This is a genomic window from Clostridium sp., assembly GCF_036569345.1.
GTDB lineage: Bacteria > Bacillota > Clostridia > Clostridiales > Clostridiaceae > Clostridium_AD.
Genome location: NZ_DATCQT010000217.1, coordinates 23908 through 48552, shown reverse-complemented (window position 1 = coordinate 48552; position 24645 = coordinate 23908). Strand labels below are relative to the sequence as shown.

Genomic DNA, 24645 nt, shown 5'->3' with positions numbered 1-24645 from the left:
ATATATTATATGTGTATAAATTACATATTTTGTTAATAATATATAAGAAGCATAGTCGCCTAGGCCAAGCCTTGGAGAATTTCTTTTTTTGTAGAACATAAGGGAGTAGATGTTAATGGATGATAATAGAGCAGTTGAAGTCATAGAAGAAACAAAAGTAAAAAAGAGGTTATGGAAAACAATCATTAAATGTTTATTGATATTTTCCACAATAATTATGGTATTAGTTGCAGTAGTTTCAACTTATGTTTATATCAAATATGGTTCTAAAATACAATCAACCATAACGGCTGGTAACAATATAGCACAAAGTATAAAACAAACTGATTTTAATACCAGAAAACCAACACAATTTTATGACAGCAACGGAAAACTATTAAAAGAATTCAAAACCAACACATATTATTATACCAATGAAGTCGACTTAAATCCATATATAGGAGAAGCCTTTACTTCAATAGAGGATCAACGATTTTACGAACATAACGGTATAGATTATAAAGGTATAAGTAGATCTATTTGGCTATATATAACATCCAAGGGTGCTACACTTCAAGGCGGTTCTACAATAACACAACAACTTGCAAGAAATGTATTCCTTACATTTGACGTAACCTTGTGGAGAAAATTAAAAGAATCTGTTATAGCATTAGATTTAGAAAAAAAGTTTTCCAAAGCACAAATATTAGAATTTTATGTAAATAACATAAACTTCGGTAATGGCTGTTATAGTATTGAAAGTGCAGCGCAATATTACTTTCAAAAGTCAAACAAAGACTTAGATTTATCTCAAATAGCTATGCTAACATCTATTCCTAACAACCCATCTCTTTATAACCCTGTACGCCATATGGATAATGTTATAAATAGAAGGAATCTAGTTCTAGACAAAATGCTGGCTTTAGGTAAAATTTCACAGGCGGATTTAATCAAAGCAAAAGCAGAAGTTATTAAATTAAATATAAAACCCAATGTAAAATCAGAACCTATGACTTACGATATGCAGTATGCAGTATATAATGCTACATTAAAATTAATGGAACAAGATGGTTTTGTATTTAAATATTATTTTAGCAATAATATTGATAGAACAGCCTATTTTAATCAATATACTAATGAGTATGCGGATAAAGAAAAACAGCTCCTTAGTGGAAGGTATAGAATAGATACATCTATAGATACTACAAAACAGAAAAAATTACAAAACGTAATAGATAGTAATTTAGCTGGATATTTAAAAAAGGATAAGACCACGGGTTTATATGAAAAACAAGGCGCAAGTGTCACTATAGATAATAACACAGGAGAAGTAGTAGCAATAGTTGGTGGTAGAAGTCAAAGTGGCAACACGTTTAACAGAGCTTTTTTAGGGATAAGACAACCCGGTTCTGCTATAAAACCACTAATAGCATATACACCTTCATTTGAAAAAGGATATATTCCAACAAGTGAATATATAGATGCGCCAATAGCTAATGGCCCCGCTAATGATGACTTTGCATACCGAGGTTCTGTATCTTTAAAATACGCAGTTGATATATCAATAAATACTATTCCTGTCAGATTAGTAGAAGCAAATGGTGTAAAAAATTCATTAAAATACTTACAAAACATGGAGTTTAAGTATATAACTTCTGATGATACCTCACCTATAGTTGCTATAGGAGGTTTTACAAAGGGTGTTACCCCAGTAGAAATGGCTTCAGGTTATTCAACACTCTCAAGAAATGGCATATTTATAAGTCCTACTAACCTGCGTAAAATAACAAATACAGTAATTGATGAAGTTTTGTTTGAAAATAAGCATAAGCAAATTAAAGTGTATGATAGTGGTGCATCTTATCTTATGACAGATACTTTAAAGAGTGTATTAACAGAAGGTTATTCAACAGGAAGTGGCTTATCCCTTAATGATTATTATTTTAGTGCAGGTAAGACAGGAACTACTGATAAATCTAAAGACTGTTGGTTTGTCGGCTATACGCCTTATTATACAACTTCCGTATGGGTAGGAGATGATACCCCTGCTGCGCAAGATATGTTTGGTGCTAGTGAGCCAGGACATATATGGAAAGAATACATGGAATACCTACACCAAGGGTTAAATCAAAAGGATTTTGACCGCCCTAATACAATAGTTGATAAAAACGGGATATTAATGGACACATTGTATTTAAAACTTCATCCAAATATCAGCACCGTAAAAACAGAAAATGAAAACCAGTTAGAAGTTATAAATAAGGAAAATATTAAAACTAATGATGTTCTGATTAAAGAACAGGAAACGGCATATGAAAAGTCTGCTAAAGACGCCATTTACCTACTTGAAAGCTTCACTTTAACGGATAAATCACAATATGCGCTTTCTGAACAATTAATTCAAAAGGTCTCTTCTGCTTTGCAGAATGTATCAAATAAGGAGATTTATTCAGAATATCAAGCAAGACTTCAAACTATGATAAACAAAATTAATGGAGAAAAATCTAATATAGAAAATCCGCCAAAAACAGAACCTAACCCACACGACACGACAGGTACACCTCCAAAAACTGATGGTACAGATACTAATGTAGACACACCTGCACCAGCTACAAATCCACCAAAGTCCCAATAACCCAATACTAATTCAAATATGGGAAATAAAAAATAACAACATCTTATTATGCGGAAAGTATTAAAGAAATACTTTCCGCATAATAAAAACAATAAAATTCTGTTCTTTCTTATATTTTTTTATTATTTTGTTTCATATATTCAACTATAAGGTCATCTAAATACTGGCTTACTATCAATATATCTTCTTTATTTTCTTTATCACTGTCATTATCATATATTGTACTGCAAAGCTCATTAAGAACATTCCTTAATTCATAAATACGATTGTTTAGCTTCTCAAGGTCACTATTTAACATTTCTATTTTTTCCATTCTATCTCTCCGATGTTATATTATTTAAATAATTTCTGAGAATCTCTATTATATATATATTATTCTTTAGCTTTAATGGTGTAGCAATAACCAAAAAAAATTTTCCTTCTTTATCTTCAATTTTTACAAACATATCATTTTTTTGTATATGCTCTCATGGAAATACAATTTCCACAAACCTCTTCTCCCTAAGAATAAGGCTATCAATCATCGATAGCTTATTATATCATTCATTTTTTTTACAATCAATCTCATATTCAACTAATTTATTACATTTTTTATTACATTATTCGACATATTAAACAAAAAAATAAAAACACTTCCATCACTGAAAATGTCATCCATATTACTTTCGAAATATCAACTAGCAACTGTTATGTTAGTAGCCGTTTACATATTATTTCAGCAATTTCTTTATGAGTTTCTTTTGATACATGTATTCCATCTTCCAAAAAATATTTCCCTATGTTTTCATTCTCTGATAAAAGGTTTTTTAAATCTATGGATATAATCTTTTTTTCATTCCGAATGTTGTATCTCCTGGTATACCTTTGTTAATAATATTCTCTTTTATTCTTGTAGATACTATACTAACCCAGCCTTCTGATTCATTAACCCCATATCCAAAAGTTAAACTATCTCCGATACATACTATTCTCACTTTATTATCTCCTCTGTTATCATAGTGATAAAACTGTTGCTCTATTTGAAAATTTCACATTAATACTACTTATATTGGTAGTCCAAAACAAATAATCGTCCCATTAAATGAAGATTCAACGCATTTTATAAAGCCACCATGAGCCTCAACAATATATTTAGATATGGAGAGACCAAGTCCGGAGCCAGGAATGTTTTGATTTCTACATTTCTCGGCTCTGTAGAATTTATTAAATATATAAGGAATATCAGCTGAGGAAATACCTATGCCTGTATCTTTTATGAATACGTTAAGGTAGCTACAAGTGTTTTCAAAATATATTGAGATGGTTGCATCTTCTCTTGAATACTTTATACTATTTGAAACTAAATTGTACATTACTTGAGAAAGTCTTTTCTTATCACCATTTATCAAAAGATTAGGTATTTTATCTGGGCTAATAAAATGAATTTTTTTGCTGGTTATCTCTACAGATAAATCATCTAATATATCTTTAAAGAAATCACCACAGTAGAACTCTACTAATGATATGTCCATTTTGTTAAGCTCTGCCTTTGAATGCTGTAGTATATCCTCTAGAAGTTTGGATAACATTTTTACTCTGTTTAATATTATTGTACAATATTTATCAATACCCACCTTATCTTTAACAATACCATCCTTTATCCCTGACACATATCCATGAATGGCAGTTAGTGGAGTCTTAATATCATGAGATAAGCAAGCTAAAAGTTCCTTCTCACTTACCTTTATTGATATTTCCTTTTGTTTTGAAACTTTAAGTTCGTCTCTCATGGCTTCAAAATCATGGCAAAAAAGACCCATTTCTGTATCATAGTCATAATCAATCTGGTATGAAAAATCGCCGTTTAAAATTCTCCGAGCACTTTCATTAAGGGAAGCTAGAGGCAATAAAATATCTTTTTTCAAAAAAATATAAATAAAAATCATCAGCACACTTATCGCAAATAAAGAGATGATAATAGGTAGTATATTTATAAAGGTAACTAACCTTGATGAAGCGGTTAAAAAGTTCTCCTTAGGAATTAAAAAAATTGCGGTACCAACTTGAGCACTATTTATAATTAGTGGGGTAGTATATTTGACTAGTCCCACTTGCTGCAAGGAGGATTTATTATCGTACTCCATAAATTCATTTAAGTTAGTTAAAGCATCTTTTTTGTAAGTACTTATAGTAGAGTACAAAACCTTACCCTTTAGATCTACAACAGCATAGGGAAAATCAGTTTTCAAAGGAGACTTAGAATTATTATTCACTAATACCTTTTCTAAACTTGTTTTTATAGAACTTGTTAAAATTCTACCCCTATTAACTGTAGGATAAAAACTATTTTTATTATATATAAGATTTGTTGAATAAATAATTACAAAGGCTACTAACACAATCACAGATAAAACCAAAAATTTTATTTTGAGTGCTATGCTTTGGTTATTCATCTATAACTTCCTCCCATTTGTACCCAACTCCCCAAACAGTTTTAATATAATTTATGTTGTTCAACGCAAATTTCTCGCGAATTCGGTTTACATAAACAGCAACTGTATTTAAATCTCCAAAACCGGTTACTCCCCAAACATTATCATAAAGCTGTTCCTTAGAAAATACTTGAGATGGGTAATCAGATAAAAAGTCTATTATTTCAAATTCTCTAGAGGTTAAGTGAATTTCTTTATCCCTGTAAGTTACCTTATAGCTTTTAGCATCTACTGCTAATGTGCCAAATTCTTTTATTTGAGACTCATACTTATTTGTAGGACAAACATCTTTTAATGGAATTGAAAAGGTTTTATATCTCCGCAGATGTGCCTTTATTCTTGCTACTATCTCCATTGGCGAAAAAGGTTTAGTAATATAATCGTCAGCACCAACCCCTAAGGATAAAATCTTATCAATATCTCCACTTTTTGCAGAAAGCATTATTATAGGTATTAAAGATGAACTCCTAATTATTCTGCAGATTTCTATACCATCCACCTCAGGAAGCATTATATCTAAAACAATAATATCCGGATTAAAAGAGTTAAAAATAGCAAGTGCATTTCCTCCATTATCACAACAATCAACAGCAAAACCTTCACTTGTTAAATAATCTTTTAATATATTTCTGATGTCTATATCATCTTCAATGATAAGGATTTTTTCATTTGACATAATATGCCTCCCAATACTTTATAATTATATTTTAACATAAAAGTGAAGAAAAGAGAGTTTAAAACTGGTAGCAGTTTAGTTTACCACCCTCTTTCTTTTAAAAATTCAAATATTAAAACCTCTCTATTTTCATAATCTTCTTTAGAGAACTTATCTAAAGCTAGTTCTCCATCGATTCTACCATCCTTTAGATATATTAATCTGGAAGCACGAGCAGCAGCCTTTAAATCATGAGTAACCATAACTACTGTTTGGCCATTATTATTTAAGCCCGATAATATGTCTAAAACCTCTTCTCCAGCAGTTGAATTAAGTGCTCCTGTGGGTTCATCTCCAAATAATATTTTAGGAGAGGTGATTATAGCTCTTGCCACTGCTGCTCTTTGTTGCATGCCTCCAGAAATTTCAGAGGGATATTTTTCCTTAGCATCCTTTAAGCCAAGGGTTTCAAGAAGCTTTAAGGTTTTCTCATTGACTTCTTTTTTATTTTTATTTACTCCATAACCACAATAAGCTATATTTTCAAAAACTGTTATATCCGGCAGTAAATTTATACTTTGAAATACGAAAGAAATGTCTTTCTTTCTTACCTTAGAGAGTTCCTCCTCCTTCATTGAAGTAATATCATAACCTAAGAGGTTAACGCTGCCACTAGTAGGGGAGTCCATACCACTTAAGGTATATAATAATGTAGACTTACCAGAACCTGAACTTCCCATAATTACTGTAAAGTCCCCTTCAAATATGTCTAAGCTCAAATTTTTTATCACGTTAAGAGCAGTTTTTCCCGTGACAAAGGATTTGCAAAGGTTATTAGTTTTTATAACTGATGTTTTCATCAAATCACTCCTCCATTAATTCAGTAGGTTTAGTCTTTTTTATAACGTCGCAGCACATAAGTGTAGTTAAAAGTATTAAAAAAATCATAATGGTTATTAGTAGTAACATTGTTACAGGCGATACTATTAACACATCTAATTTATTAATTACTGCAGCAATAATAGGTCTTGCAATAGTTAAATTTAATATGATAGCTATAATAGTGCTACATAATGTTAATATTAATATCCTATATAAATATCGATTTGTTATTTCTTTAGAGGTAAATCCTAGTGCCTTCATTATTCCAAAGTTTCTTCTATTATCTCTAATATTCATTATTATAATGTTTAATATGGTTATAAAGCAAAAGGCTATAAATACTACAATTAATAAATTGGTAATAGGGAGTAATATTCCAGGCATAGGGTCTATACTGTCTTTAACTGTGGGATGAATATCACTTGCATCTAAATTAGGATATCTATTATTAATCTCTTTCTTAAATTCTTCTTTATTGGTACCAGCTTTAAGGTTTACAAAAATTTCGCTACCTATAAATTCAGGAATCTCCTTTTCTATATCAGAGTTTAACATTCTTATACCATATCCAAGTTGCATCATTGAATTATAAGATCCGGTTATTAAATAGGATGTTTTTTTATTATTTATAGATAGTTCTATATAGTCTCCTACAGATAACTTTGCATCTTCTAATATTTTTAATGAAACGGCTACTTCTTTAGAATTTTCAGGATTGTGCCCCTCTATGATAGTAAATCCTAAGTCACTAGTGTAAGAACTCATGGCAAATATATCGTAAAATGTGCTCTTTAGAGGGTATTTTTTAGTATCTAATTCTACTACATCAGTTAGCATTATGGATCCATAAACATAATTTTTAATTCTATTGTCCTTCTTTACTCTATTCAAAACCTCCTTTAAAACTACTGCTGAGCTAACCCTGAGCGGAGCACTAATGGTTACATCACTTTTAGGTAGTCCAAACCAGATAGGAGTATTTTCCTTCATCTTCGATATAGTCACATTTAAATTACCAAAGAGCAATACTAGGGTTAGCGATAAGGTTAATGTTAATGTTATAAAGGCAGCAACCTTTTTATATTTAAAAATATCGTTTATTGCTAAGGCTATAGGAGATATATTATTCTTAATCAGTGATTTTGTTAGCTTTTTCCTTGAAGAAGTAACACCAGTTCTGATAGCTTCTACAGGAGTGATTTTATTAGTTTTTCTAATTACAAAATACAAATTAATAATTACCACTAAGGTAAATAAAATTATTGTAGCTAAAATAACATTAACATTAATACTTACACTTTGAAAATCACCAATATACTTTAAAACTTTAGAGGCTGTGTAATTTAATATAGGAATACTACACAGAGCTCCAAATATACTTCCAATAAAAGCAATTATAGAGTAACCTATAATATAGAATTTGAGAATTTCTCTTTTAGAAAAACCAAGAGCTTTGTAAATTCCAATAGATTTATATTCTTTTAAAATATTATTCCATAGAATAAATCGCATAAGAAACACTGAAACAATAAACACCAAAATTGAAGCTAAGGTTGAGACGCCACCCATCATGGAAGATGCCATAGTGGCACCTGATATTAACAATTTTTTATCAACTACAAATCCACCGACTTTTATTGCAGTGGTCAAATCCTTTTCTAGATTAGCAACATTAGTCCCACTTTTAACATCTATAAAGATTAATGATGTTTTACTAAATGAGGAAAAATCCTGAGAACTATTGTTATTGGTATATAAATCAATTGTACCCATCATAGAAGATGGCTGAATTGAGTCATTAATTAAGGCAGAAACCTTTAAAGTGACGTCCTTAGCCTTTGTTTTAAACGTCAAGCTATCTCCAAGGTGAATATTATAATTATCTGCTTGAAGGTTAGTGATCCACACTTCGTTAGCCTTTGGACAACTGTCCTTATTTGATGAGTTACCCTTATTTAAACCAAAGGGAAGATTTTTGCTATCTTCTATGGGAACGACATCATACATTGAAAGCTTTAAATTTTCTCCATTGTGATAAAGATTATAACCAGAGGTGAAAGCCTCCATAGTTTTAACATTATTAACTTCTGAATTACGCATGCTCCAATTAAGTATATCCTTTATAGAACTTTCATTTGCGTTATAGCAGATTATATCGTAAAATTTATCATTAGAATAAAATTTATTAACATACCCTTGAATAGAGGTTAACATGGACAAACTACTTGTAAATATTAAAGAAGATAAAAATAATAACGTTCCAATTAAAAAACATTGAAGTTTTTTCTTTTTCAGTTTTTTAAGCCACATATAAACACATCCTTCCTTTAATTCTATAATACCCAACAAAAATTAAAGAAAAATATTCAATTTATTAATGAAATCTTACAATTTATAACTAAATAAAAATTTAATTCATAAATCTAATCTATTCCAACTATTTTACTTCTACGTTCCATCAAAATTACATCCAACCATTTATCATTGTTCATTTTAGCAATTTTTTCTCTTATTCCAATTTGTCTAAAACCACATTTTTCGTGTAATGATATACTTGAAGCATTTTCTCTAATAATTCCAGAATGTAAAGTCCAAAATCCATTTTCTTCTGATAGTTTGATTAAATTTGTTAGAAGAACTGTTCCTATTCCTTGACCTTTATATTTTTCACTTATGTAAATACTTACTTCGACTACACCTCCATATACACACCTACTTGAAGTTGGACTCAAAGCACACCAACCCAATATATTATCGCCTAAGCGAACAACTAATCTACATGAAGTAATATGATTATTATTCCAGTTCTCCCAAGTAGGTATCTTTGTCTGAAATGTTGCTATTCCCGTTTTAATACCTTCAAAATAAATATTTGCTACCTGTTCCCAATCAGATTGTATCATTTTATCAATTTTATAGTCCATTTTTTTCTCCCCCTTACTATTTATATGCTTTTACATGTGCTCCAGCAAAAGCCCCATCAAGTAGTTCCGCATCCATTTGACTATAAACATCCCCTAAATTTTTGCCCTGCGCTATGCTTTGAATGATATCTTTGGTGTATATATTGACTGGCGTAATTTCAATGTTTTTAAATCCTACCTTTTTAAGGATTTCTTTGTATTCTTCTATGTTTAGTGCACCTGCAATACAACCTACCCACATTTGTATATTATTCCTTATTTCATCTGGAACACTTTTAAGTTCAACAATATCTGCAATTGCAAGTCTACCGCCATTTCTAAGCACTCTATAAGCTTCTTTTAAAGCATCTTCCTTACTTTCACAAAGGTTAATTACGCAGTTTGATGTGATTACATCAATAGTTTCATCTTCAAGTGGAATATTTTCAATATAGCCTTTTAGAAACTCTACATTCTTAACTCCCATTTTTTCTTTGTTATTGTTAGCAAGTGCAAGCATTTCATCTGTCATATCAAGCCCATAAACTTTTCCAGTTTCTCCAACATATTTAGATGATATAAATACATCTATACCACCACCACTGCCCAAATCAAGTATTACTTCACCCTTTTGAGGATTAGCCAATACAACAGGATTTGCACATCCTAATGATGCATTAACAGCCTCTTCTGGTAAACCTTTAATAAATTCTTTAGTATATATCAACGAATCGTTTGTAAGCTTACTACAACATGCGGCTGTGCATCCACAAGAGCTTACTGACTTAGCAGTTACCTTTTTTGCTATATCACCATAATATGCTTTAACTTGACCTTTTATATTTTCCTTCATTTTTAAATCCTCCTAACAACATTTATTATTTTTGACTGCATTAGTTAAAAGTTTAAGGCTTTCCAATACTTGCTGTCGCTTATCCTTTGGAATTGATTGAAATATTTTTTTATAGTAAATTTCCATACTAATTTCTATGCTTTGATAGACCTCTTGACCTTTGTCTGTCAATTCTATATTTACATATCTTCTATTCTCTGCATGTGTTTCTCTAATAACCAACATATCTTCTACAAGATTGTTAATTGTTCTGCTCATTGTACTTTTATCTAATCCTAGTAAGTCAGAAAGCTCATTTAATGATATTTGTTTTGCCCTCCCAATTTCAACAATTGCATGACATTGAGATATAGTAGTACCACAACAAGTCGCTTCACTTTTCTCAAGGATACCTAAATTTCTGACCAAGACTCGAATTAATTCTCTTAAATAATTATCACCTTGCTTTTCCATTATTTATCACCTCACAATAATTGTAACACACAACAGTTGTATTTTACAACCATTATGCACAAAAAAACAAATACCTTCCACTTGTGCAAGATCCCTTTAAATAATTGTTTAAATTAATCTGTATTAATTCTACAAGTATAAAATAAGATATTTGCTTTTCTTGTAGCTAAAATTCAGTATATTTATAATTACTAAACAAGAACTGTGCAAACACTTAATAAAGTATTAATTGTAATGTTGTATATAGATAATTATTAATATTAAATTATATTAAATGCCTATTTAAAGGAAACGTATTGACAGTATATAGATAACATCCTATACTTAGTTTATAATAAAATAATTTTATGGAGATGATTTAATTGAAAAAAATAGCATTTATATGTGTTCACAATTCTTGTAGATCTCAAATGGCAGAAGCTTTAGGTAAATTATTTGCTTCAGACGTTTTTGAGTCTTATTCAGCCGGTACAGAATTAAGAGATACAATAAACCAGGATGCAGTGAGAATAATAAAAACTTTATATAATGTAGATATGAACGAAACACATAAATCAAAGCTTTTAGATGATATTCCTGCAGTTGATATAGTTGTTAAGATGGGCTGCAATGTGGTTTGTCCTTTTTTACCTTCAAATCATGAAGAAGATTGGGGCCTAGACGACCCTACAGGAAAAAGTGATGAGGAATTTATAAAGACAGCTAAAATTATTGAAGAAAAGATTAAAGACTTAGCAAAACGAATAAAAAATAATGAACTTTAGATAGGAGGTGATGAAGTGAAGCAGAATTATGATGACAATTCAAAAATTATTAAGGCACTTTCAGATCCAAGTAGACTTAAAATAATTGATATTTTGTCCTGCGGAGAAAGGTGTGCTTGTGATATATTAGAACACTTCGAATTTACACAGCCAACACTTTCACATCATATGAAGGTGTTAATGGATTGTGGTATTTTAAACTGTAGAAAAGATGGACTATGGAGTTATTATTCGTTGAATAATAACAACTGTAATAAACTTATATTATTTCTTATGAATCTCATAACGGATACGGATGAATGTATTTGTAAAGATAAAGCTAAATCTGAATGTACATAATAAAAGAGGTGCACATAAATTTTACAATGCTATAATAACAAAGTTAAAATATGAAATAAGATATAAAAGGGGGATTTTAATATGAAAGGACAACCAAGACTATCATTACTTGATAGGTTTCTAACCTTATGGATATTTCTTGCTATGGCAATAGGTGTTCTATTAGGCTATTCAGTGCCACAATTATCAAATGTTTTATCAAACCTGTCAGTAGGTAACACATCAATACCAATTGCAATTGGACTAATAGTCATGATGTACCCACCACTTGCAAAGGTTAATTACAAGGAACTTGGAAAAGTGTTTAAAGAACCAAAGATTTTAGGCTTATCATTAGTTCAAAACTGGATTATTGGGCCAATATTAATGTTCATACTTGCAATAGTTTTCTTAAGGTCAGATCCAGCCTTGATGACAGGACTTATACTAATAGGTATTGCAAGATGTATAGCTATGGTAATTGTATGGAACAGTTTAGCTGATGGAGATGGTGAATATGCTGCTGCTTTAGTAGCTTTTAATTCAATATTCCAGATAATATTCTATTCAGTTTTTGCTTATATATTTGTAACAGTTCTACCACCTTTATTTGGTCTTACAGGATATAAGGTTAATATTTCAATGGGAGAAGTGGCTTCGTCTGTTGCAATTTATTTAGGTATTCCATTTGCTTTAGGAATGCTAACAAGATTAATTCTAGAACCTAAAATGGGAACTGAATGGTACACAAAAAAATTTATTCCTAAGATTAGTCCCCTTGCTTTAATTGCATTATTGTTCACAATAATAGTTATGTTTACTTATAAAGGACAATACATTGTTCAGCTACCCTTAGATGTAATTAAAGTAGCTATTCCACTTTTAATTTATTTTGTTATTATGTTTTCAGTATCATTCTTTATAAGTTATAAATCAGGAATTGATTATAAGCGAACCGTAACACTCGCATTTACAGCTGCAAGTAATAATTTTGAGCTTGCTATCGCAGTTGCTGTAGCTGTCTTTGGAATACAATCTAAAGAAGCTTTTGCCGCAGTTATAGGTCCACTCGTTGAAGTTCCAGTAATGATAGGATTGGTTAATGTAGCTTTATATTGGAGAAGAAAATATTTTGTGAAAAAACAGGAGAACTAAATTTCTAATTTCCTATAATAGCATCTTTATTACTACCAAAAAACATTTGCTCCCATAATCCTTCAGTTTCAAAAACCTCTTTTTTTCCATTTTCTTCTACTGTTAACTTGACTTCACCAATACATCTTATATAAGTAGGATTTATCCCCATAGCTTTAACGATATTATTTTTAATTGGAGAAATTCCCATTCTATCAAGCATATTAAAGGCTAGAATGTCAATTTCTCTTTTAAATTCTATTTGATAATTCGCTCCATTATCCACTTGCTGTATAAACATCAAATTATTGTCAATGAATTTTTTAGTTATTGGATGATATTCTGTACTTAATCTTTTAACTACTGTTTTTTCTTCATTATCATCTAATATAATTCCATCTTTAGCTATCATTATAACTGGTAATCTAGTATAGTCATATTTCTTTTCTGTAATAATATCACAAGCTATTATCGTATAAGGACCAATATTAACGCGACACCAATACCAATGATTCATAAGTTTTCTCATATGGGTATTACCCCAGTTGTGGTCATGATATCCATTGCCATTTAACTCAAAGGTTTCTCCGCAAACTTTTAACGTAGCACTAATATCGGCAGAGGGTTGTGGAACAATCCATGCAAAATAATGTTCCTGATTTTCGCCATAATACCAATGTCCTGTCCCCGGTCTCCACATTGGTAACTTAGGCTTCATTACGCAAGTATATTCAACATCACCATCTATGAAATGAATTAAGTAATTCCCTTCGCAATATTTAATACTGCTTTGACCAATTTTTACATCACATTGCTCCCTTGAAGCACGAATTTTTTGTCCCTTTCCTTCAGAAATTTCTTTTGATATTCTTTTTCCATTTGGAAAAGTTATCTCAAGTGATGCTGTTGGATTTGCAAGACCTCTTACATCAAATCCATTCTTGGTATAAAATATAACAACTACTTTAGTGCCGTCTAAATACTGCGCATCAAAATACCACCATTCGTATGTACCTCTACCACCAGTACTTCTCATACCATCTTCCCAGACTGCGATTTCTTTATTGATACCTAATTGCTGATAATAGTTAATACTTTTGGCTAAAATCGCTTTTTTGTTCATAACTCACATACCTTCCACTTGATATTTTAACCTTTTAATAAATATTGCCCAACGATAACAACCTATAATCAATTAATCTTCATTGTATAATGATTTAAACCATAATTTTGTTTCTATTTTCTTCTCAACTATTTCATATAAATTCTCGACTTTACTTCTTAATTTGAAGTTATAAATATAACTTGTTACAAAAACAATTATATATGATCCTATAATATCCATAGGATAGTGGTGTCCAACATACACTCTTGAAAAGCTTACAATTATTGATAGTATTGTCATTATCATTCCAAGTATTCTATTGTATTTTCCTAAACCTAAAGCTATACTCATTGTTCCCGTAGCATGGTTACTTGGAAAGGATGAAGCTGCATCGTGAGGCAATAATAAATTCACCTTATTATGAACAAAAGGTCTGTCAACATAGAATATACTTCTAATGATTAAATTTATCATTAAATTTATAACTGTTAGAATAACTGTACTAACAGCAATTTTTCTATATTCACATTTTCTTTGTTTAATTCCTAAAATAAACACTATTATAATAACTGCCATAAACATATAAGGTACATATTGAGAAAAGAAAATCATTGTCTTATCTAAAATCATGTTTTTATTTGCTAAATTATTTATTATCCTGAAAAATTCCATATTCATTTTTAACTACACCTTCTATAATATATTTTAATAAAAAACAGCAATCCCATAAGCTATAGCATTAATCTATCTAAATATACATTATAGGTATTTATGATTAAATTTGCATTAAAAAATTCTTAGATTTGCATTAAAAAACATCTGTATAAAAATTTGATAACATACTACAATATGTGATTTGTGTACACCAAAAGCCAGGCACTTCTAATCATTTTCCGATTAGGAATTCCTGGCTTTGTAGATTTATAAAAAAGATTGATTAGAGAATCTCTTATAAATGGTTAAGCAAGTTTTACGATTTCACTTTATTGAGATAATCTTTTTCTATTTAAGCATATTAAACAATACACTGTTTTCTAGATAAATATGAATAAATAAGTCTTTTTCCAAGTCATGGAGTTTTGTATATGCAAGTTTGAAGGAGGTGCAGGCCCCCTCTGGTGCATTAAAATCTCTGGTTATTTTCTCTAATTCTTTAAGTATATTTCCAGTAGCTTCATGCTCCTCCTCGGTATCCTTTGTTAACTGATGTATTTCTGATAAGACACTATTGTCATTTGTAATTTCAAATTTTTCTATAAGAGGGAACAGGTTCTCCTCTTCTTTGATGAGGTGCTCCTCAAGTTCTGTTTTTAAGTTTCCAAAATATCTATGCACATTTAATAGTTCTTCACTGTGAAGTTTAAAATGCACCTTAAGTACTTTAAATAATAGTGAATCTATTTCTTTAAGCTGTTTTTTTGTAAATTCATGATGGGTTTGTACTATGTGTCTTATTAAGGCAGAAGGTTTTTCTTTTCTCCAATCCCTATACTCTGAATTACTTTTTATAAACTTCCCATACTCATTATTTAGTTCCTCAATAATCTCATTATGATTTATTTTCATGGCCTCCAAAGCTCCTGCTAATGTATCATGTCCACCACAGCAATAATCTATTTTGTATCTGTTGAAAATCTCTGATGCACCTGGAAAAATTGAAACTATTTCTCCAAGGCTTTGGTTTTTATTTATAATTTTATTCATAATTAATTCCTCCTATATTTTAATTTATTCTCACATGTTCTTGCTTTCCTATGACCTCATTCTATATTTAATTGGATTAAAAAAATATGATTTAAATCAAAATTTATAAATAATAATAAAATTACTGATTATTATTTGAATATTTTATGTATTAGAAAAGACACCCTCCTGAGTGCCTTAAATTGTATTATTTTATTTTGTAGTTATGTCGCGACATATGAATATTCTAAATTAACTTATATACCATTAAGAATGTATAATGTCATACTACTTATCAAGTAATGCCTTTGAAATCACATGAAATTTTTCATCACTTATTCCGAGTTTCTCTTTAAATCTGTCATCGTTCATTCTTTCAATAATTATCTTGTCTGGTGATAATTCCTCAATAATATTTTTCAACCTGTAAATAGCTTCTTCACTGTCATTATATCCCTTGAGAATTGTTATCTCTAATATAAACTTGCCTTTGTATTGTTTATTGAACGAAATCATACTTGATATATACTCATGGAAGGTATAACCATCAATAGGGCGTTGAACCTTTTGAAAATCATTCTCCGTAATAGCTTTTATTTCTCCAATTACCTCATCACATTTATTGGCTATTTTCATGTACTCAACCCTACCCAATATATACCCGTTTGAAAGTAATCTTACTGTCAATCCTTTACTTTTCACTAAATTAATGACACTTTCAATTTTATCATTAACCAGAGCTTCTCCTTTAGAGTTTATAAATACCAAATCAGCTTCATTATTTACTAATTTATATTCCAGTTCATTTAATGATTCAGAAATATCCGAAAATGTTTGTTGTGTGTCTATTTTGTTGTGTGACCTTCCAATAGGGCAAAATATGCAATCAAAGTTGCAATACTTTTCTGGCAGTATGTTCATCTCAAGAACTCGCTTACCATCCTCAATATAAATATCCTTATAACTAAAATTACTCATTTATAAACCCTCCTAAATCAATTTAATCAATTTGCACATTCTTATTATTTGCATCCAAAATTGAAATCTGAGTTTCTCCTCCTAAATTATTTTTTACTAGTTTTTCTAATTCTTTTAAAGCATCCTCAAATTCCACTTGTCTTTTTTCATCATTCAATTCAATACATAAAAAAGCATTATTTGTTTTTTCAGTTAGCATGGTTCTTAATGATTCCCGCCAATTCCAACATCTACAAATCGCTCCACTATTATCTTTGTAGACAATTTCTCCTTTATAAGGAGGGGAGTTTTCATCTGTTCCTAGTGGAATAAACTCTTCATCTCCAATTGCTTTTGTTAATTTTATATTACCATTAAATTTGTCTATATCCTCGCCACCGCAAGGCAAAGCGTATCTTAATGAAATTGAATTATAGATGTCAACTAATGGATTAATATTCCCAATATGATTTCCATTATTAACTCGTTTTAACAATGCCTCGATAGATGACCTTGCACCTTTCTTGGTTTTAAATTTCTGAAATGCTTCTCTCCATATTTTTATTACTTCATTTTTGCTGAATTCCTCATTTTGCAAATATTTAAAAGCTTCTTTTTCAGCCTTTAAAATCATATCCTGGTATCCTTCTTCATTTATTATGGTGTTATCTATTCCATGACAAATAACAACCCCAATCTTTGCGTTAGGGAATAAACTCCAAAAATCATCTTCAATTACAAAATTTTTCACTAAAATTCCTCCTTATTAATAGGTATTATTCTGGGTTTCATCTACAATCCTTTACTGGTATAACTAGCACTTGATTTGATTAGTATAAAGCTTACATAAATTGCTACTTTATTGTTATCAGTTTTAAGCCAATGATTCCACTTACAATTAATACAACACAAATAACACGCATAATATCAATTGGCTCTTTAAACAAAATAACGCCTAAGACCACTGTACCAACAGTTCCTATACCAGTCCAAACTGCATATGCAGTTCCAAGTGGCAGACTCCTTAGTGATAATGATAAAAAATAAAAACTTGTAAGCATTCCTATAATGGTTAATAAACTAGGTAATATTTTCGTGAATCCTAGCGAATATTTTAACTCGATTGCCCACCCTACTTCAAAAATTCCAGCTACCACTAAATAAAACCATTCCATGATTACTCCCTCCTAAACTAATATTTGGAATCAATTATAATAATATTTCGTGGCATCATTTTAAAGTGAGTAAAATAAAAAAGCCTAAAGAAATATTATTATAATATCTCCCAGGCTTTTATCCTTCCGTGAACACAGATAACTGTGCGTTTTCTCTTGGACCAGCCAGTCATAAACTGCGGAACCCTAGAAAACTAAATAAATATTAAGTTTTATATAAGTTTCAACTTATATATTAATATAAACATAATGAATTAGTTAAGTCAATTTATTTTTTCACCTCGTAATAATATCCGTAATATTTTATAATTGTTCAACTATCGTAAAACTGCGATTGATACGCTATTTATGAACATTATATGTATTAACTAAAATATTAGTCATCACATATGATGTGGTTTACTAATGAAGGTATAATGTAGACTTCTTAATAAAAAATCATACGTTTATGCTATAATAAGATTAAAATTCAAATTTAGGGTTATTGTATATAAAAAGAAGAGGTGCATACTATTGAACAGTGTAAAATGTGAACGCAGATATAGCTTTAAAAAAATTGGCAGTTATTGAGCATTACAATATTAGTTATTATACCGAATGGTTTAAAAATAAAATGAAAGTTTCACCTGTTGAATATATACAAAATCTAAGAGTGGAAAAAGCAAAAGAACTCCTTTTAAATTCAAATTTATCAATATTACAAATTTCACAAATGGTAGGTTATGAGCACAATTCATCATTTACTAGAGTATTTAAGTATTTTAAAAAAATAACCCCTGCAGAGTTTAGAAAAAATCAAAAAATAGGCTAAAAACTAACTAGATTTCAGAAAAGACTTATCTAACCTAAAAAGCTATAATAATATGTATAAGAACTATGTTTAATAGTTCTTTATTTTTTAATAGTTTAAGGGGTATAAAAGTGATTATTAAGTTATTTAAAGCAAAAAATTTCAATGCATATATCAATTTAGCTCTTTGCATATTATTATGGGCTTCCATACCCGTAGCAACAAAAAAAATTTTGGTAGAGTTAGATATCTTGCAAACTTTGTTCTATTCAACTATTTTATCAACACTAGTACTTGGTTTAATGTTGATATTTCAAAAGAAAACTGGAGATTTAAAAAAATATAATAAGAGCCAATATAGCTCAATGTTTTTTCTTGGATTTCTCGGCAATTATATGTACTATGTTTTTTTATACGGAGCACTAAGTAAAACAACAGCTTCTGAAGGTTTTATATTAGCTTACACTTGGCCTATATTAGTGCTTATATTGTCCTTTGTCATACTTAAAGATAAGGTCACTTTGCAAAAATTAGTAGGAATTCTTATTAGTTTCTTTGGCATTATCATCATAACTACTAAAGGTAATATTTCATCCTTCAATTTAACAAACTTACAAGGAGATATACTCGCACTAAGTGGAGCTTTTGTTTTTGCGCTATTTTCTGTATTAGGAAAAAAATTTAACTTTGATAAAACCATAAGCGTTTTTATATATTTCTTATCGGCGTTAATATTTATAATTCCAACAGTATTGATTTTTTCAAAGATTGTGTTTCCTAGCTTTGATGTTTGGCTGTGGATTATTTATAATGGAATCTTCGTCAATGGTATATCTTATATATTTTGGTTTAAAGCTTAGAATGCGGAGAAACCCATATAGTTTCAAATTTGCTATACTTAACTCCGTTTATATCCTTAATCTATATTTCAATATTTTTGAATGAGAGGATATTGATAAGTGCAGTAGTAGGTATTGTAGTTATGGTTTTGGGGGTTTTATCTCAATATATTAAAATTAATAAGTACAAAGGAGCTTGATTATATTATGTTAGATGTTATAATTTGTGAAGAATTAAAGAAAATTTGTCCTGAAATGACACTAGGCTGTATACAAGCACATGTAGATGTAGAAAGCAGCGGTGATAGTTTATGGAAAGAAATTAACGATTATTGTGAAGTCTTAAAGAAAGAAATGCATATAGAAGAACTAGCATCATTACCCAGAATTAAAGAAGGAAGAGAAATATATAAAAAACTAGGTAAAGTACCTAGTAAATATAGGTTATCTTCAGAAGCATTAATAAGAAGGATATTGCAGGGAAAAGGAGTTTATAAAATAAACAATATTGTAGACATTAATAATCTAATATCATTGAAATCAAAGTTTCCTGTAGGTTATTTTAAAATTTGTAAAAGGATTTACTTTATTTCAGTAAGTCCTTTTTAATGCTTATACATAAAAAATCTATGCTATTTATGATAAGTTTCATCGTTCCTAATCGTATTTCTCTAATATAAATTAAGTCGTCATAAATTACAATCTAGACATATCTCCGTTATCTATTCATTTTCAACTTCCGCTTATAACTATACTAACAATATGTAACTTCGCTCCTTTTAACACCATTATTTTACATATATACTAAGTAACCTTTAAAATATAGAATTTTCAGTACTATTAAATTAAATACTCTAAGTCTTTAGTAGAACGTAAAAATAAAGCATGAAGAAAATATATATTCCATATATTTTTTCATACTTTATTTTTAAAAAACTTATAATTACATTCTCTAAAACATAGTATCCTACACCAGATCATTTCGGTGCTTTGTTATAAAGCTACAAGTTTTTAATATAATTTTTTTATTTTATTCTACAGTTACAGATTTTGCTAAATTTCTTGGCTTATCAACATCGCAGCCCTTTTGAATTGCCATGTAATAAGATAATAATTGTAGTGGAATTACTGAAATCACTGGTGCTAATATATCCATTACTTTTGGTATATAAGTCACAGAATAAACCGATTTTTGAATTTCAGTGTGTCCTTCTGGTGCGAAAGCAAATACTTTTGCGCCTCTAGTGGATAGTTCTTTTATATTACTTACCATCTTGCCAAATAGTTCTTCTTGAGTAGCTAGTGCTATAACTATAGTTCCCTCTTCCATAAGTGCTATTGGGCCATGTTTAAGCTCTCCTGCAGCATATGCATCTGAGTGGATATATGATACTTCTTTAAGTTTTAATGAACCTTCCAAAGCAACTGCATAATCAAGACCACGTCCTATAAAGAACATATCCTTGTGCATATAAGTTTTTGCTGTAAACTTTTGTATAGTTTCTTTGTCTTTTAGCATTTCTTCTGCTTTTTCTGGTAATTCTAGCATTGCTGCTTTCATTTCTTCAATTTTTTCCACGCTCATAGTTTCTTTATTCTGAGCAAAGAATAATGCTATTATATACATTGCTATAAGCTGAGTTGCATAAGCTTTAGTAGATGCAACTGCTATTTCTGGTCCTGCCCATGTGTATAGTACATCATCCGCTTCTCTTGAGGCCGCACTGCCTACAACATTAGTTACAGCAATTACTCTTGCACCCTTTGTCTTTGCAAGCCTTAACGCTGACATTGTGTCTGCAGTTTCTCCTGATTGACTAATAACTATCATCAATGTATTTTTATCAATTATTGGATCTCTATATTTAAACTCAGAAGCTATATCAAGTTCTACTGGTATTCTTGCAAGTTTCTCTATAACATATTTACCTACAGCCCCTGCATGGTATGCAGTTCCGCACGCTACTATATATATTTTATCCAAGTTTTTAATTTGCTCTTTAGTTATATTTATATCATCAAGAGTAATTGGCTGTCCTAAAACTATTCTTGAAGTCATTGTATCTCTAATTGCTTTTGGCTGTTCATGGATTTCTTTTATCATAAAGTGCTCAAATCCACCTTTTTCAGCTGCTGCTGCATCCCAAGTTACATGGAAGACTTCTTTATCTATAATTGAACCATCCATAGTAAGAAGTTTTATACCATCATTCGAGATAACAACAAATTCATTATCTTCTAATAAATATATTTCTCTTGTATGACTTAAAACTGCTGGTATATCTGAAGCTACATAAAATTCATTTTCTCCAAGTCCTATTATTAATGGACTATCTTTTCTTACTGCTACTAATTTATCTGGTTCATCACTACATAATACTGCTATAGCATAACTACCTTCCATTTTAGTAGTCGCCTTCATTACCGCATCAACTATATCACCTTTATAATAATAATCTACAAGGTGTGGTATTACTTCTGTATCAGTCTCAGATGTAAACTTATATCCTTTGGTCATTAACCATTCTCTTAAATGGATATAATTCTCAATAATTCCGTTATGAACTACACTAATAGTTCCTTTTTCATTAGTATGTGGGTGAGAATTTTCATCTGATGGCTTACCATGCGTAGCCCATCTAGTGTGCCCAATTCCAACTTGACCTTTAACAGGGTTTTCTGCTAACTTAGCTTCTAGATTTGCAAGTCTCCCTTTACATTTAGTAACATTTAGAACTCCATTATTTATAACTGCGATTCCTGCTGAATCGTATCCTCTATATTCTAATTTTCTAAGACCTTCTATTAAAATTGGTGAAGCTTCCTTTTTTCCATAATATCCAACTATTCCGCACATATACATCTTCCTCTCAAATTTAAAATTTTGCAAAACTCAATTAAGCATACTCTCATTCATTATTTAAAAAATATAGTATTTTGCAGTCGTCCTATACATAATATTTATACATGGAACAACCTGTACTATACAATTATAATAATTAGTGGAAATATACCAATTAACTTATTACATTTATAAAGGTTTTAACACCAGATTGATATTGTTACGAAAATCACTTCTCGCTTTTATCAATCGTTAACGGTAGTGCGCTACCGCGGGGCATCCGCCGAAGATTCGATACTCCCCATCCTCGTCAACTCATAGTGCATCTTAATTTATAAATCACATTATGAGTCCTGGCGCTTTAAAATTATTTAATTCCTCTATCCTCCTTTTCTATAACCTTTAATACAATCTACTCTATTCTTTAAATAAATAGACTGAAAGCTTATGAACCTTTCCCATAAGCTTTCAGTCTATTATATTCATTTTATATACTATACGTCAATACTTTTAATGATATATTCATTAAATCGTTACTTTATTGTACTATAATTTAGTTTTTATACCATATTTTTCATTAAAATTAACACGTATAGTAGATGTAATTGTTTTTCGGAGTGACTTGAATAAGAGGCGCAAAAACTATTGAAATTTGATTTAGAAATTCTTCTTTTGCAAATATAAAATTCTCGTAAGCCTGACAGGACGTCAGGCTAGTGAACCTGAGGCAGGACGCCGAATGTTCACGTTAGAGAATTTTATATGAGCAAAAGATTAGAATTTCTTAATCAAATTTCTTGTTTTAAGTTCTTATTCAAGTCACCTAGGAAGACTTTCTCATCGATATACTATTCCTACGCGTTTGCTTTTTCTTCAATCAATTTAGCAAGAGCATGTGCCATTTCATCTAATTCCTTTTGCACTTTACCTTCAAGCATTACCCTAACCAATGGTTCTGTACCTGATGGCCTAATAAGTACCCTTCCACAACCATTTAATTTCTTTTCCATTTTTTTAATTTCTTCCACTATCTCATTATCAGTTTCATGGATATTTTTTTTGTCATTTGGAACTGTTGCATTAACTAATACTTGCGGTAACTCTGTCATCATTTGTGCAAGTTCCGATAATGACTTTCCTGATTCTTTAATTACAGTTGCTAACTGTATCCCTGATATAAGTCCATCTCCTGTAGTATTAAAGTCTAGGAAAATTATATGTCCTGATTGCTCTCCCCCTAGGCTATATCCTTCTTGTTGCATCTTTTCAAGTACATATCTATCTCCTACCTTTGTTTTCACTGTAACTATTTTTTCTTCCTTCATTGCAATATCAAGGCCTAAATTACTCATAACCGTCACTACTACGGTATTTTTAGTTAATTTTCCAATTCCCTTTAGGTGTTTCGCACAAATAGCAATCATAATGTCTCCATTTATGAGGTTTCCTTTTTCGTCCACCGCTAAACATCTATCTGCATCACCATCAAATGCTAATCCTAAATCACAGTGATTTTCTTTAACAAACGCCATTAAATGCTCTGGATGAGTAGACCCACAGTCTTTATTTATATTTATTCCATCTGGATCATTGTTAATAACTAAAACCTCTGCTCCAAGAGATCTTGCAGCTTTTACTGATGTAATATACGAAGCCCCATTTGCACAATCCAATGCTATTTTAAGTCCTTTTAAGTCTCCTGAAATAGTAGATTTAGCAAAATCTATATAATCATTTACGGCATTTTCTTTAACTATTTTTTTACCTAAATCACCTGCTATTGGTGATGGTACTCCTTTAAAATCGCTTTCTATAACTTCCTGTATTGTATCCTCTAATTCATCCGACAACTTGAACCCATTATTGTCAAAAAACTTTATACCATTATATTCTACTGGGTTATGAGAAGCTGAAATAACAACCCCTGCATCTGCTCCATATTTTCTAGTTAAATATGCTACTGCAGGTGTTGGCACTACCCCAAGACATATTGCCTCGGCCCCTACAGACAAAATCCCTGCAACTAAGGCTGATTCTAACATATCACCTGAAACTCTTGTATCCATTCCTACTATAATTTTAGGTTTATGCGCTCCATCTGTTAGTACAAACGCTCCTGATTTTCCTAACTTATATGCTAGCTCAACTGTTAATTCTGTATTTGCAATACCTCGTACTCCATCTGTTCCGAATATTCTACTCATATT

The 24645-nt window shown here is 30.3% G+C and carries 24 protein-coding genes, 1 pseudogene and 1 riboswitch; of the genes and pseudogenes, 8 read left to right on the top strand and 17 right to left on the bottom strand.

Annotation, left to right across the window (positions count from 1 at the left end):
• The first annotated feature begins 115 nt into the window (after window positions 1-115).
• On the top strand, window positions 116-2614 hold the full coding sequence (locus VIM70_RS22965; protein ID WP_331948102.1) for a transglycosylase domain-containing protein: 2499 nt from the start codon (window positions 116-118) through the stop codon (window positions 2612-2614).
• A gap of 109 nt (window positions 2615-2723) precedes the next feature.
• On the opposite strand, the gene VIM70_RS22960 is transcribed toward VIM70_RS22965, so the two are convergent.
• The 9 genes from VIM70_RS22960 to VIM70_RS22920 all read right to left on the bottom strand — a co-directional run bounded on the left by VIM70_RS22960 (window position 2724) and on the right by VIM70_RS22920 (window position 10831).
• On the bottom strand, window positions 2724-2927 hold the full coding sequence (locus VIM70_RS22960) for a Spo0E family sporulation regulatory protein-aspartic acid phosphatase (RefSeq protein ID WP_331948101.1): 204 nt from the start codon (window positions 2925-2927) through the stop codon (window positions 2724-2726).
• A gap of 499 nt (window positions 2928-3426) precedes the next feature.
• Window positions 3427-3588 (bottom strand): hypothetical protein, encoded by a 162-nt coding sequence (locus tag VIM70_RS22955; RefSeq protein ID WP_331948100.1) that lies wholly within the window; start codon window positions 3586-3588, stop codon window positions 3427-3429.
• Between the two features lie 69 nt (window positions 3589-3657).
• The gene (locus tag VIM70_RS22950; protein WP_331948099.1) at window positions 3658-5046 is read right to left on the bottom strand and encodes a HAMP domain-containing sensor histidine kinase; all 1389 of its coding nucleotides are present in this window, start codon (window positions 5044-5046) and stop codon (window positions 3658-3660) included.
• Window positions 5039-5761 carry a response regulator transcription factor gene (locus VIM70_RS22945; RefSeq protein ID WP_331948098.1) on the bottom strand — a complete coding sequence of 241 codons (723 nt, stop codon included), beginning with the start codon at window positions 5759-5761 and terminating at the stop codon, window positions 5039-5041. The genes VIM70_RS22950 and VIM70_RS22945 overlap by 8 nt, the downstream gene beginning before the upstream one ends.
• Before the next feature lie 80 nt (window positions 5762-5841).
• A complete protein-coding gene (locus VIM70_RS22940; RefSeq protein WP_331948097.1) occupies window positions 5842-6600 on the bottom strand; it encodes an ABC transporter ATP-binding protein in 759 nt (252 codons plus the stop codon).
• Window positions 6601-6604: 4 nt separating this feature from the next.
• Window positions 6605-8932 carry an ABC transporter permease gene (locus tag VIM70_RS22935; protein ID WP_331948096.1) on the bottom strand — a complete coding sequence of 776 codons (2328 nt, stop codon included), beginning with the start codon at window positions 8930-8932 and terminating at the stop codon, window positions 6605-6607.
• A gap of 113 nt (window positions 8933-9045) precedes the next feature.
• The gene (locus VIM70_RS22930; protein WP_331948095.1) at window positions 9046-9546 is read right to left on the bottom strand and encodes an N-acetyltransferase family protein; all 501 of its coding nucleotides are present in this window, start codon (window positions 9544-9546) and stop codon (window positions 9046-9048) included.
• Between the two features lie 16 nt (window positions 9547-9562).
• Window positions 9563-10378 carry an arsenite methyltransferase gene (gene arsM / locus VIM70_RS22925; RefSeq protein WP_331948094.1) on the bottom strand — a complete coding sequence of 272 codons (816 nt, stop codon included), beginning with the start codon at window positions 10376-10378 and terminating at the stop codon, window positions 9563-9565.
• Between the two features lie 12 nt (window positions 10379-10390).
• Complete coding sequence (locus VIM70_RS22920; RefSeq protein WP_331948093.1) at window positions 10391-10831, bottom strand: MarR family winged helix-turn-helix transcriptional regulator; 441 nt, start codon at window positions 10829-10831, stop codon at window positions 10391-10393.
• 362 nt (window positions 10832-11193) lie between these two features.
• On the opposite strand from VIM70_RS22920, the gene VIM70_RS22915 reads away from it, so the two are divergent.
• From VIM70_RS22915 to arsB, 3 genes are all read left to right on the top strand, one after another.
• On the top strand, window positions 11194-11595 hold the full coding sequence (locus tag VIM70_RS22915; protein WP_331948092.1) for an arsenate reductase ArsC: 402 nt from the start codon (window positions 11194-11196) through the stop codon (window positions 11593-11595).
• 15 nt (window positions 11596-11610) lie between these two features.
• Window positions 11611-11934: a metalloregulator ArsR/SmtB family transcription factor gene (locus tag VIM70_RS22910; RefSeq protein ID WP_331948091.1), complete on the top strand. Its 324-nt coding sequence runs from the start codon at window positions 11611-11613 to the stop codon at window positions 11932-11934.
• A gap of 81 nt (window positions 11935-12015) precedes the next feature.
• Window positions 12016-13068, top strand: a complete 1053-nt coding sequence (gene arsB, locus VIM70_RS22905; RefSeq protein ID WP_331948090.1) for an ACR3 family arsenite efflux transporter — start codon at window positions 12016-12018, stop codon at window positions 13066-13068.
• A 4-nt stretch (window positions 13069-13072) separates the two neighbouring features.
• On the opposite strand, the gene VIM70_RS22900 is transcribed toward arsB, so the two are convergent.
• From VIM70_RS22900 to VIM70_RS22875, 6 genes are all read right to left on the bottom strand, one after another.
• Entirely contained in the window at window positions 13073-14170 is a 1098-nt protein-coding gene (locus VIM70_RS22900) for a hypothetical protein (protein ID WP_331948089.1), read from the bottom strand.
• 72 nt (window positions 14171-14242) lie between these two features.
• Entirely contained in the window at window positions 14243-14830 is a 588-nt protein-coding gene (locus tag VIM70_RS22895; RefSeq protein WP_331948088.1) for an undecaprenyl-diphosphatase, read from the bottom strand.
• 324 nt (window positions 14831-15154) lie between these two features.
• Window positions 15155-15856, bottom strand: a complete 702-nt coding sequence (ric, locus tag VIM70_RS22890; protein WP_331948087.1) for an iron-sulfur cluster repair di-iron protein — start codon at window positions 15854-15856, stop codon at window positions 15155-15157.
• A 267-nt stretch (window positions 15857-16123) separates the two neighbouring features.
• Entirely contained in the window at window positions 16124-16813 is a 690-nt protein-coding gene (locus VIM70_RS22885; protein WP_331948086.1) for a radical SAM protein, read from the bottom strand.
• Between the two features lie 22 nt (window positions 16814-16835).
• A complete protein-coding gene (locus tag VIM70_RS22880; RefSeq protein ID WP_331948085.1) occupies window positions 16836-17543 on the bottom strand; it encodes a B3/4 domain-containing protein in 708 nt (235 codons plus the stop codon).
• A 103-nt stretch (window positions 17544-17646) separates the two neighbouring features.
• Window positions 17647-17967 carry a multidrug efflux SMR transporter gene (locus tag VIM70_RS22875; protein WP_331948084.1) on the bottom strand — a complete coding sequence of 107 codons (321 nt, stop codon included), beginning with the start codon at window positions 17965-17967 and terminating at the stop codon, window positions 17647-17649.
• 105 nt (window positions 17968-18072) lie between these two features.
• Window positions 18073-18168, bottom strand: a riboswitch (guanidine-I (ykkC/yxkD leader).
• Between the two features lie 337 nt (window positions 18169-18505).
• Between VIM70_RS22875 and VIM70_RS22870 the strand changes: the two are divergent.
• The 4 genes and pseudogenes from VIM70_RS22870 to VIM70_RS22860 form a co-directional block, all read left to right on the top strand.
• A pseudogene (locus VIM70_RS22870) lies at window positions 18506-18789 on the top strand (helix-turn-helix domain-containing protein); the annotation flags it as partial.
• Between the two features lie 99 nt (window positions 18790-18888).
• The gene (locus tag VIM70_RS22865) at window positions 18889-19617 is read left to right on the top strand and encodes a DMT family transporter (RefSeq protein WP_331948083.1); all 729 of its coding nucleotides are present in this window, start codon (window positions 18889-18891) and stop codon (window positions 19615-19617) included.
• 17 nt (window positions 19618-19634) lie between these two features.
• Window positions 19635-19796: a hypothetical protein gene (locus VIM70_RS23505; RefSeq protein WP_414648747.1), complete on the top strand. Its 162-nt coding sequence runs from the start codon at window positions 19635-19637 to the stop codon at window positions 19794-19796.
• 7 nt (window positions 19797-19803) lie between these two features.
• Window positions 19804-20205, top strand: a complete 402-nt coding sequence (locus tag VIM70_RS22860; RefSeq protein ID WP_331948082.1) for a B3/B4 domain-containing protein — start codon at window positions 19804-19806, stop codon at window positions 20203-20205.
• Between the two features lie 421 nt (window positions 20206-20626).
• Here the strand turns inward: VIM70_RS22860 and glmS are convergent, their stop codons facing one another.
• Window positions 20627-22453: a glutamine--fructose-6-phosphate transaminase (isomerizing) gene (gene glmS, locus VIM70_RS22855; RefSeq protein ID WP_331948081.1), complete on the bottom strand. Its 1827-nt coding sequence runs from the start codon at window positions 22451-22453 to the stop codon at window positions 20627-20629.
• Between the two features lie 839 nt (window positions 22454-23292).
• On the bottom strand, window positions 23293-24642 hold the full coding sequence (glmM, locus tag VIM70_RS22850) for a phosphoglucosamine mutase (protein WP_331948080.1): 1350 nt from the start codon (window positions 24640-24642) through the stop codon (window positions 23293-23295).
• Window positions 24643-24645 lie beyond the last annotated feature (3 nt).

Excerpts from the sequence above, each read along its gene's own strand:
- VIM70_RS22965 (WP_331948102.1), top strand. The coding sequence starts at position 116 with ATGGATGATAATAGAGCAGTTGAAGTCATAGAAGAAACAAAAGTAAAA.
- VIM70_RS22960 (WP_331948101.1), bottom strand. The coding sequence starts at position 2,927 with ATGGAAAAAATAGAAATGTTAAATAGTGACCTTGAGAAGCTAAACAAT.
- VIM70_RS22950 (WP_331948099.1), bottom strand. The coding sequence starts at position 5,046 with ATGAATAACCAAAGCATAGCACTCAAAATAAAATTTTTGGTTTTATCT.
- VIM70_RS22945 (WP_331948098.1), bottom strand. The coding sequence starts at position 5,761 with ATGTCAAATGAAAAAATCCTTATCATTGAAGATGATATAGACATCAGA.
- VIM70_RS22940 (WP_331948097.1), bottom strand. The coding sequence starts at position 6,600 with ATGAAAACATCAGTTATAAAAACTAATAACCTTTGCAAATCCTTTGTC.
- VIM70_RS22935 (WP_331948096.1), bottom strand. The coding sequence starts at position 8,932 with ATGTGGCTTAAAAAACTGAAAAAGAAAAAACTTCAATGTTTTTTAATT.
- VIM70_RS22930 (WP_331948095.1), bottom strand. The coding sequence starts at position 9,546 with ATGGACTATAAAATTGATAAAATGATACAATCTGATTGGGAACAGGTA.
- arsM (WP_331948094.1), bottom strand. The coding sequence starts at position 10,378 with ATGAAGGAAAATATAAAAGGTCAAGTTAAAGCATATTATGGTGATATA.
- VIM70_RS22920 (WP_331948093.1), bottom strand. The coding sequence starts at position 10,831 with ATGGAAAAGCAAGGTGATAATTATTTAAGAGAATTAATTCGAGTCTTG.
- arsB (WP_331948090.1), top strand. The coding sequence starts at position 12,016 with ATGAAAGGACAACCAAGACTATCATTACTTGATAGGTTTCTAACCTTA.
- VIM70_RS22900 (WP_331948089.1), bottom strand. The coding sequence starts at position 14,170 with ATGAACAAAAAAGCGATTTTAGCCAAAAGTATTAACTATTATCAGCAA.
- VIM70_RS22895 (WP_331948088.1), bottom strand. The coding sequence starts at position 14,830 with ATGAATATGGAATTTTTCAGGATAATAAATAATTTAGCAAATAAAAAC.
- ric (WP_331948087.1), bottom strand. The coding sequence starts at position 15,856 with ATGAATAAAATTATAAATAAAAACCAAAGCCTTGGAGAAATAGTTTCA.
- VIM70_RS22885 (WP_331948086.1), bottom strand. The coding sequence starts at position 16,813 with ATGAGTAATTTTAGTTATAAGGATATTTATATTGAGGATGGTAAGCGA.
- VIM70_RS22875 (WP_331948084.1), bottom strand. The coding sequence starts at position 17,967 with ATGGAATGGTTTTATTTAGTGGTAGCTGGAATTTTTGAAGTAGGGTGG.
- VIM70_RS22860 (WP_331948082.1), top strand. The coding sequence starts at position 19,804 with ATGTTAGATGTTATAATTTGTGAAGAATTAAAGAAAATTTGTCCTGAA.
- glmS (WP_331948081.1), bottom strand. The coding sequence starts at position 22,453 with ATGTGCGGAATAGTTGGATATTATGGAAAAAAGGAAGCTTCACCAATT.
- glmM (WP_331948080.1), bottom strand. The coding sequence starts at position 24,642 with ATGAGTAGAATATTCGGAACAGATGGAGTACGAGGTATTGCAAATACA.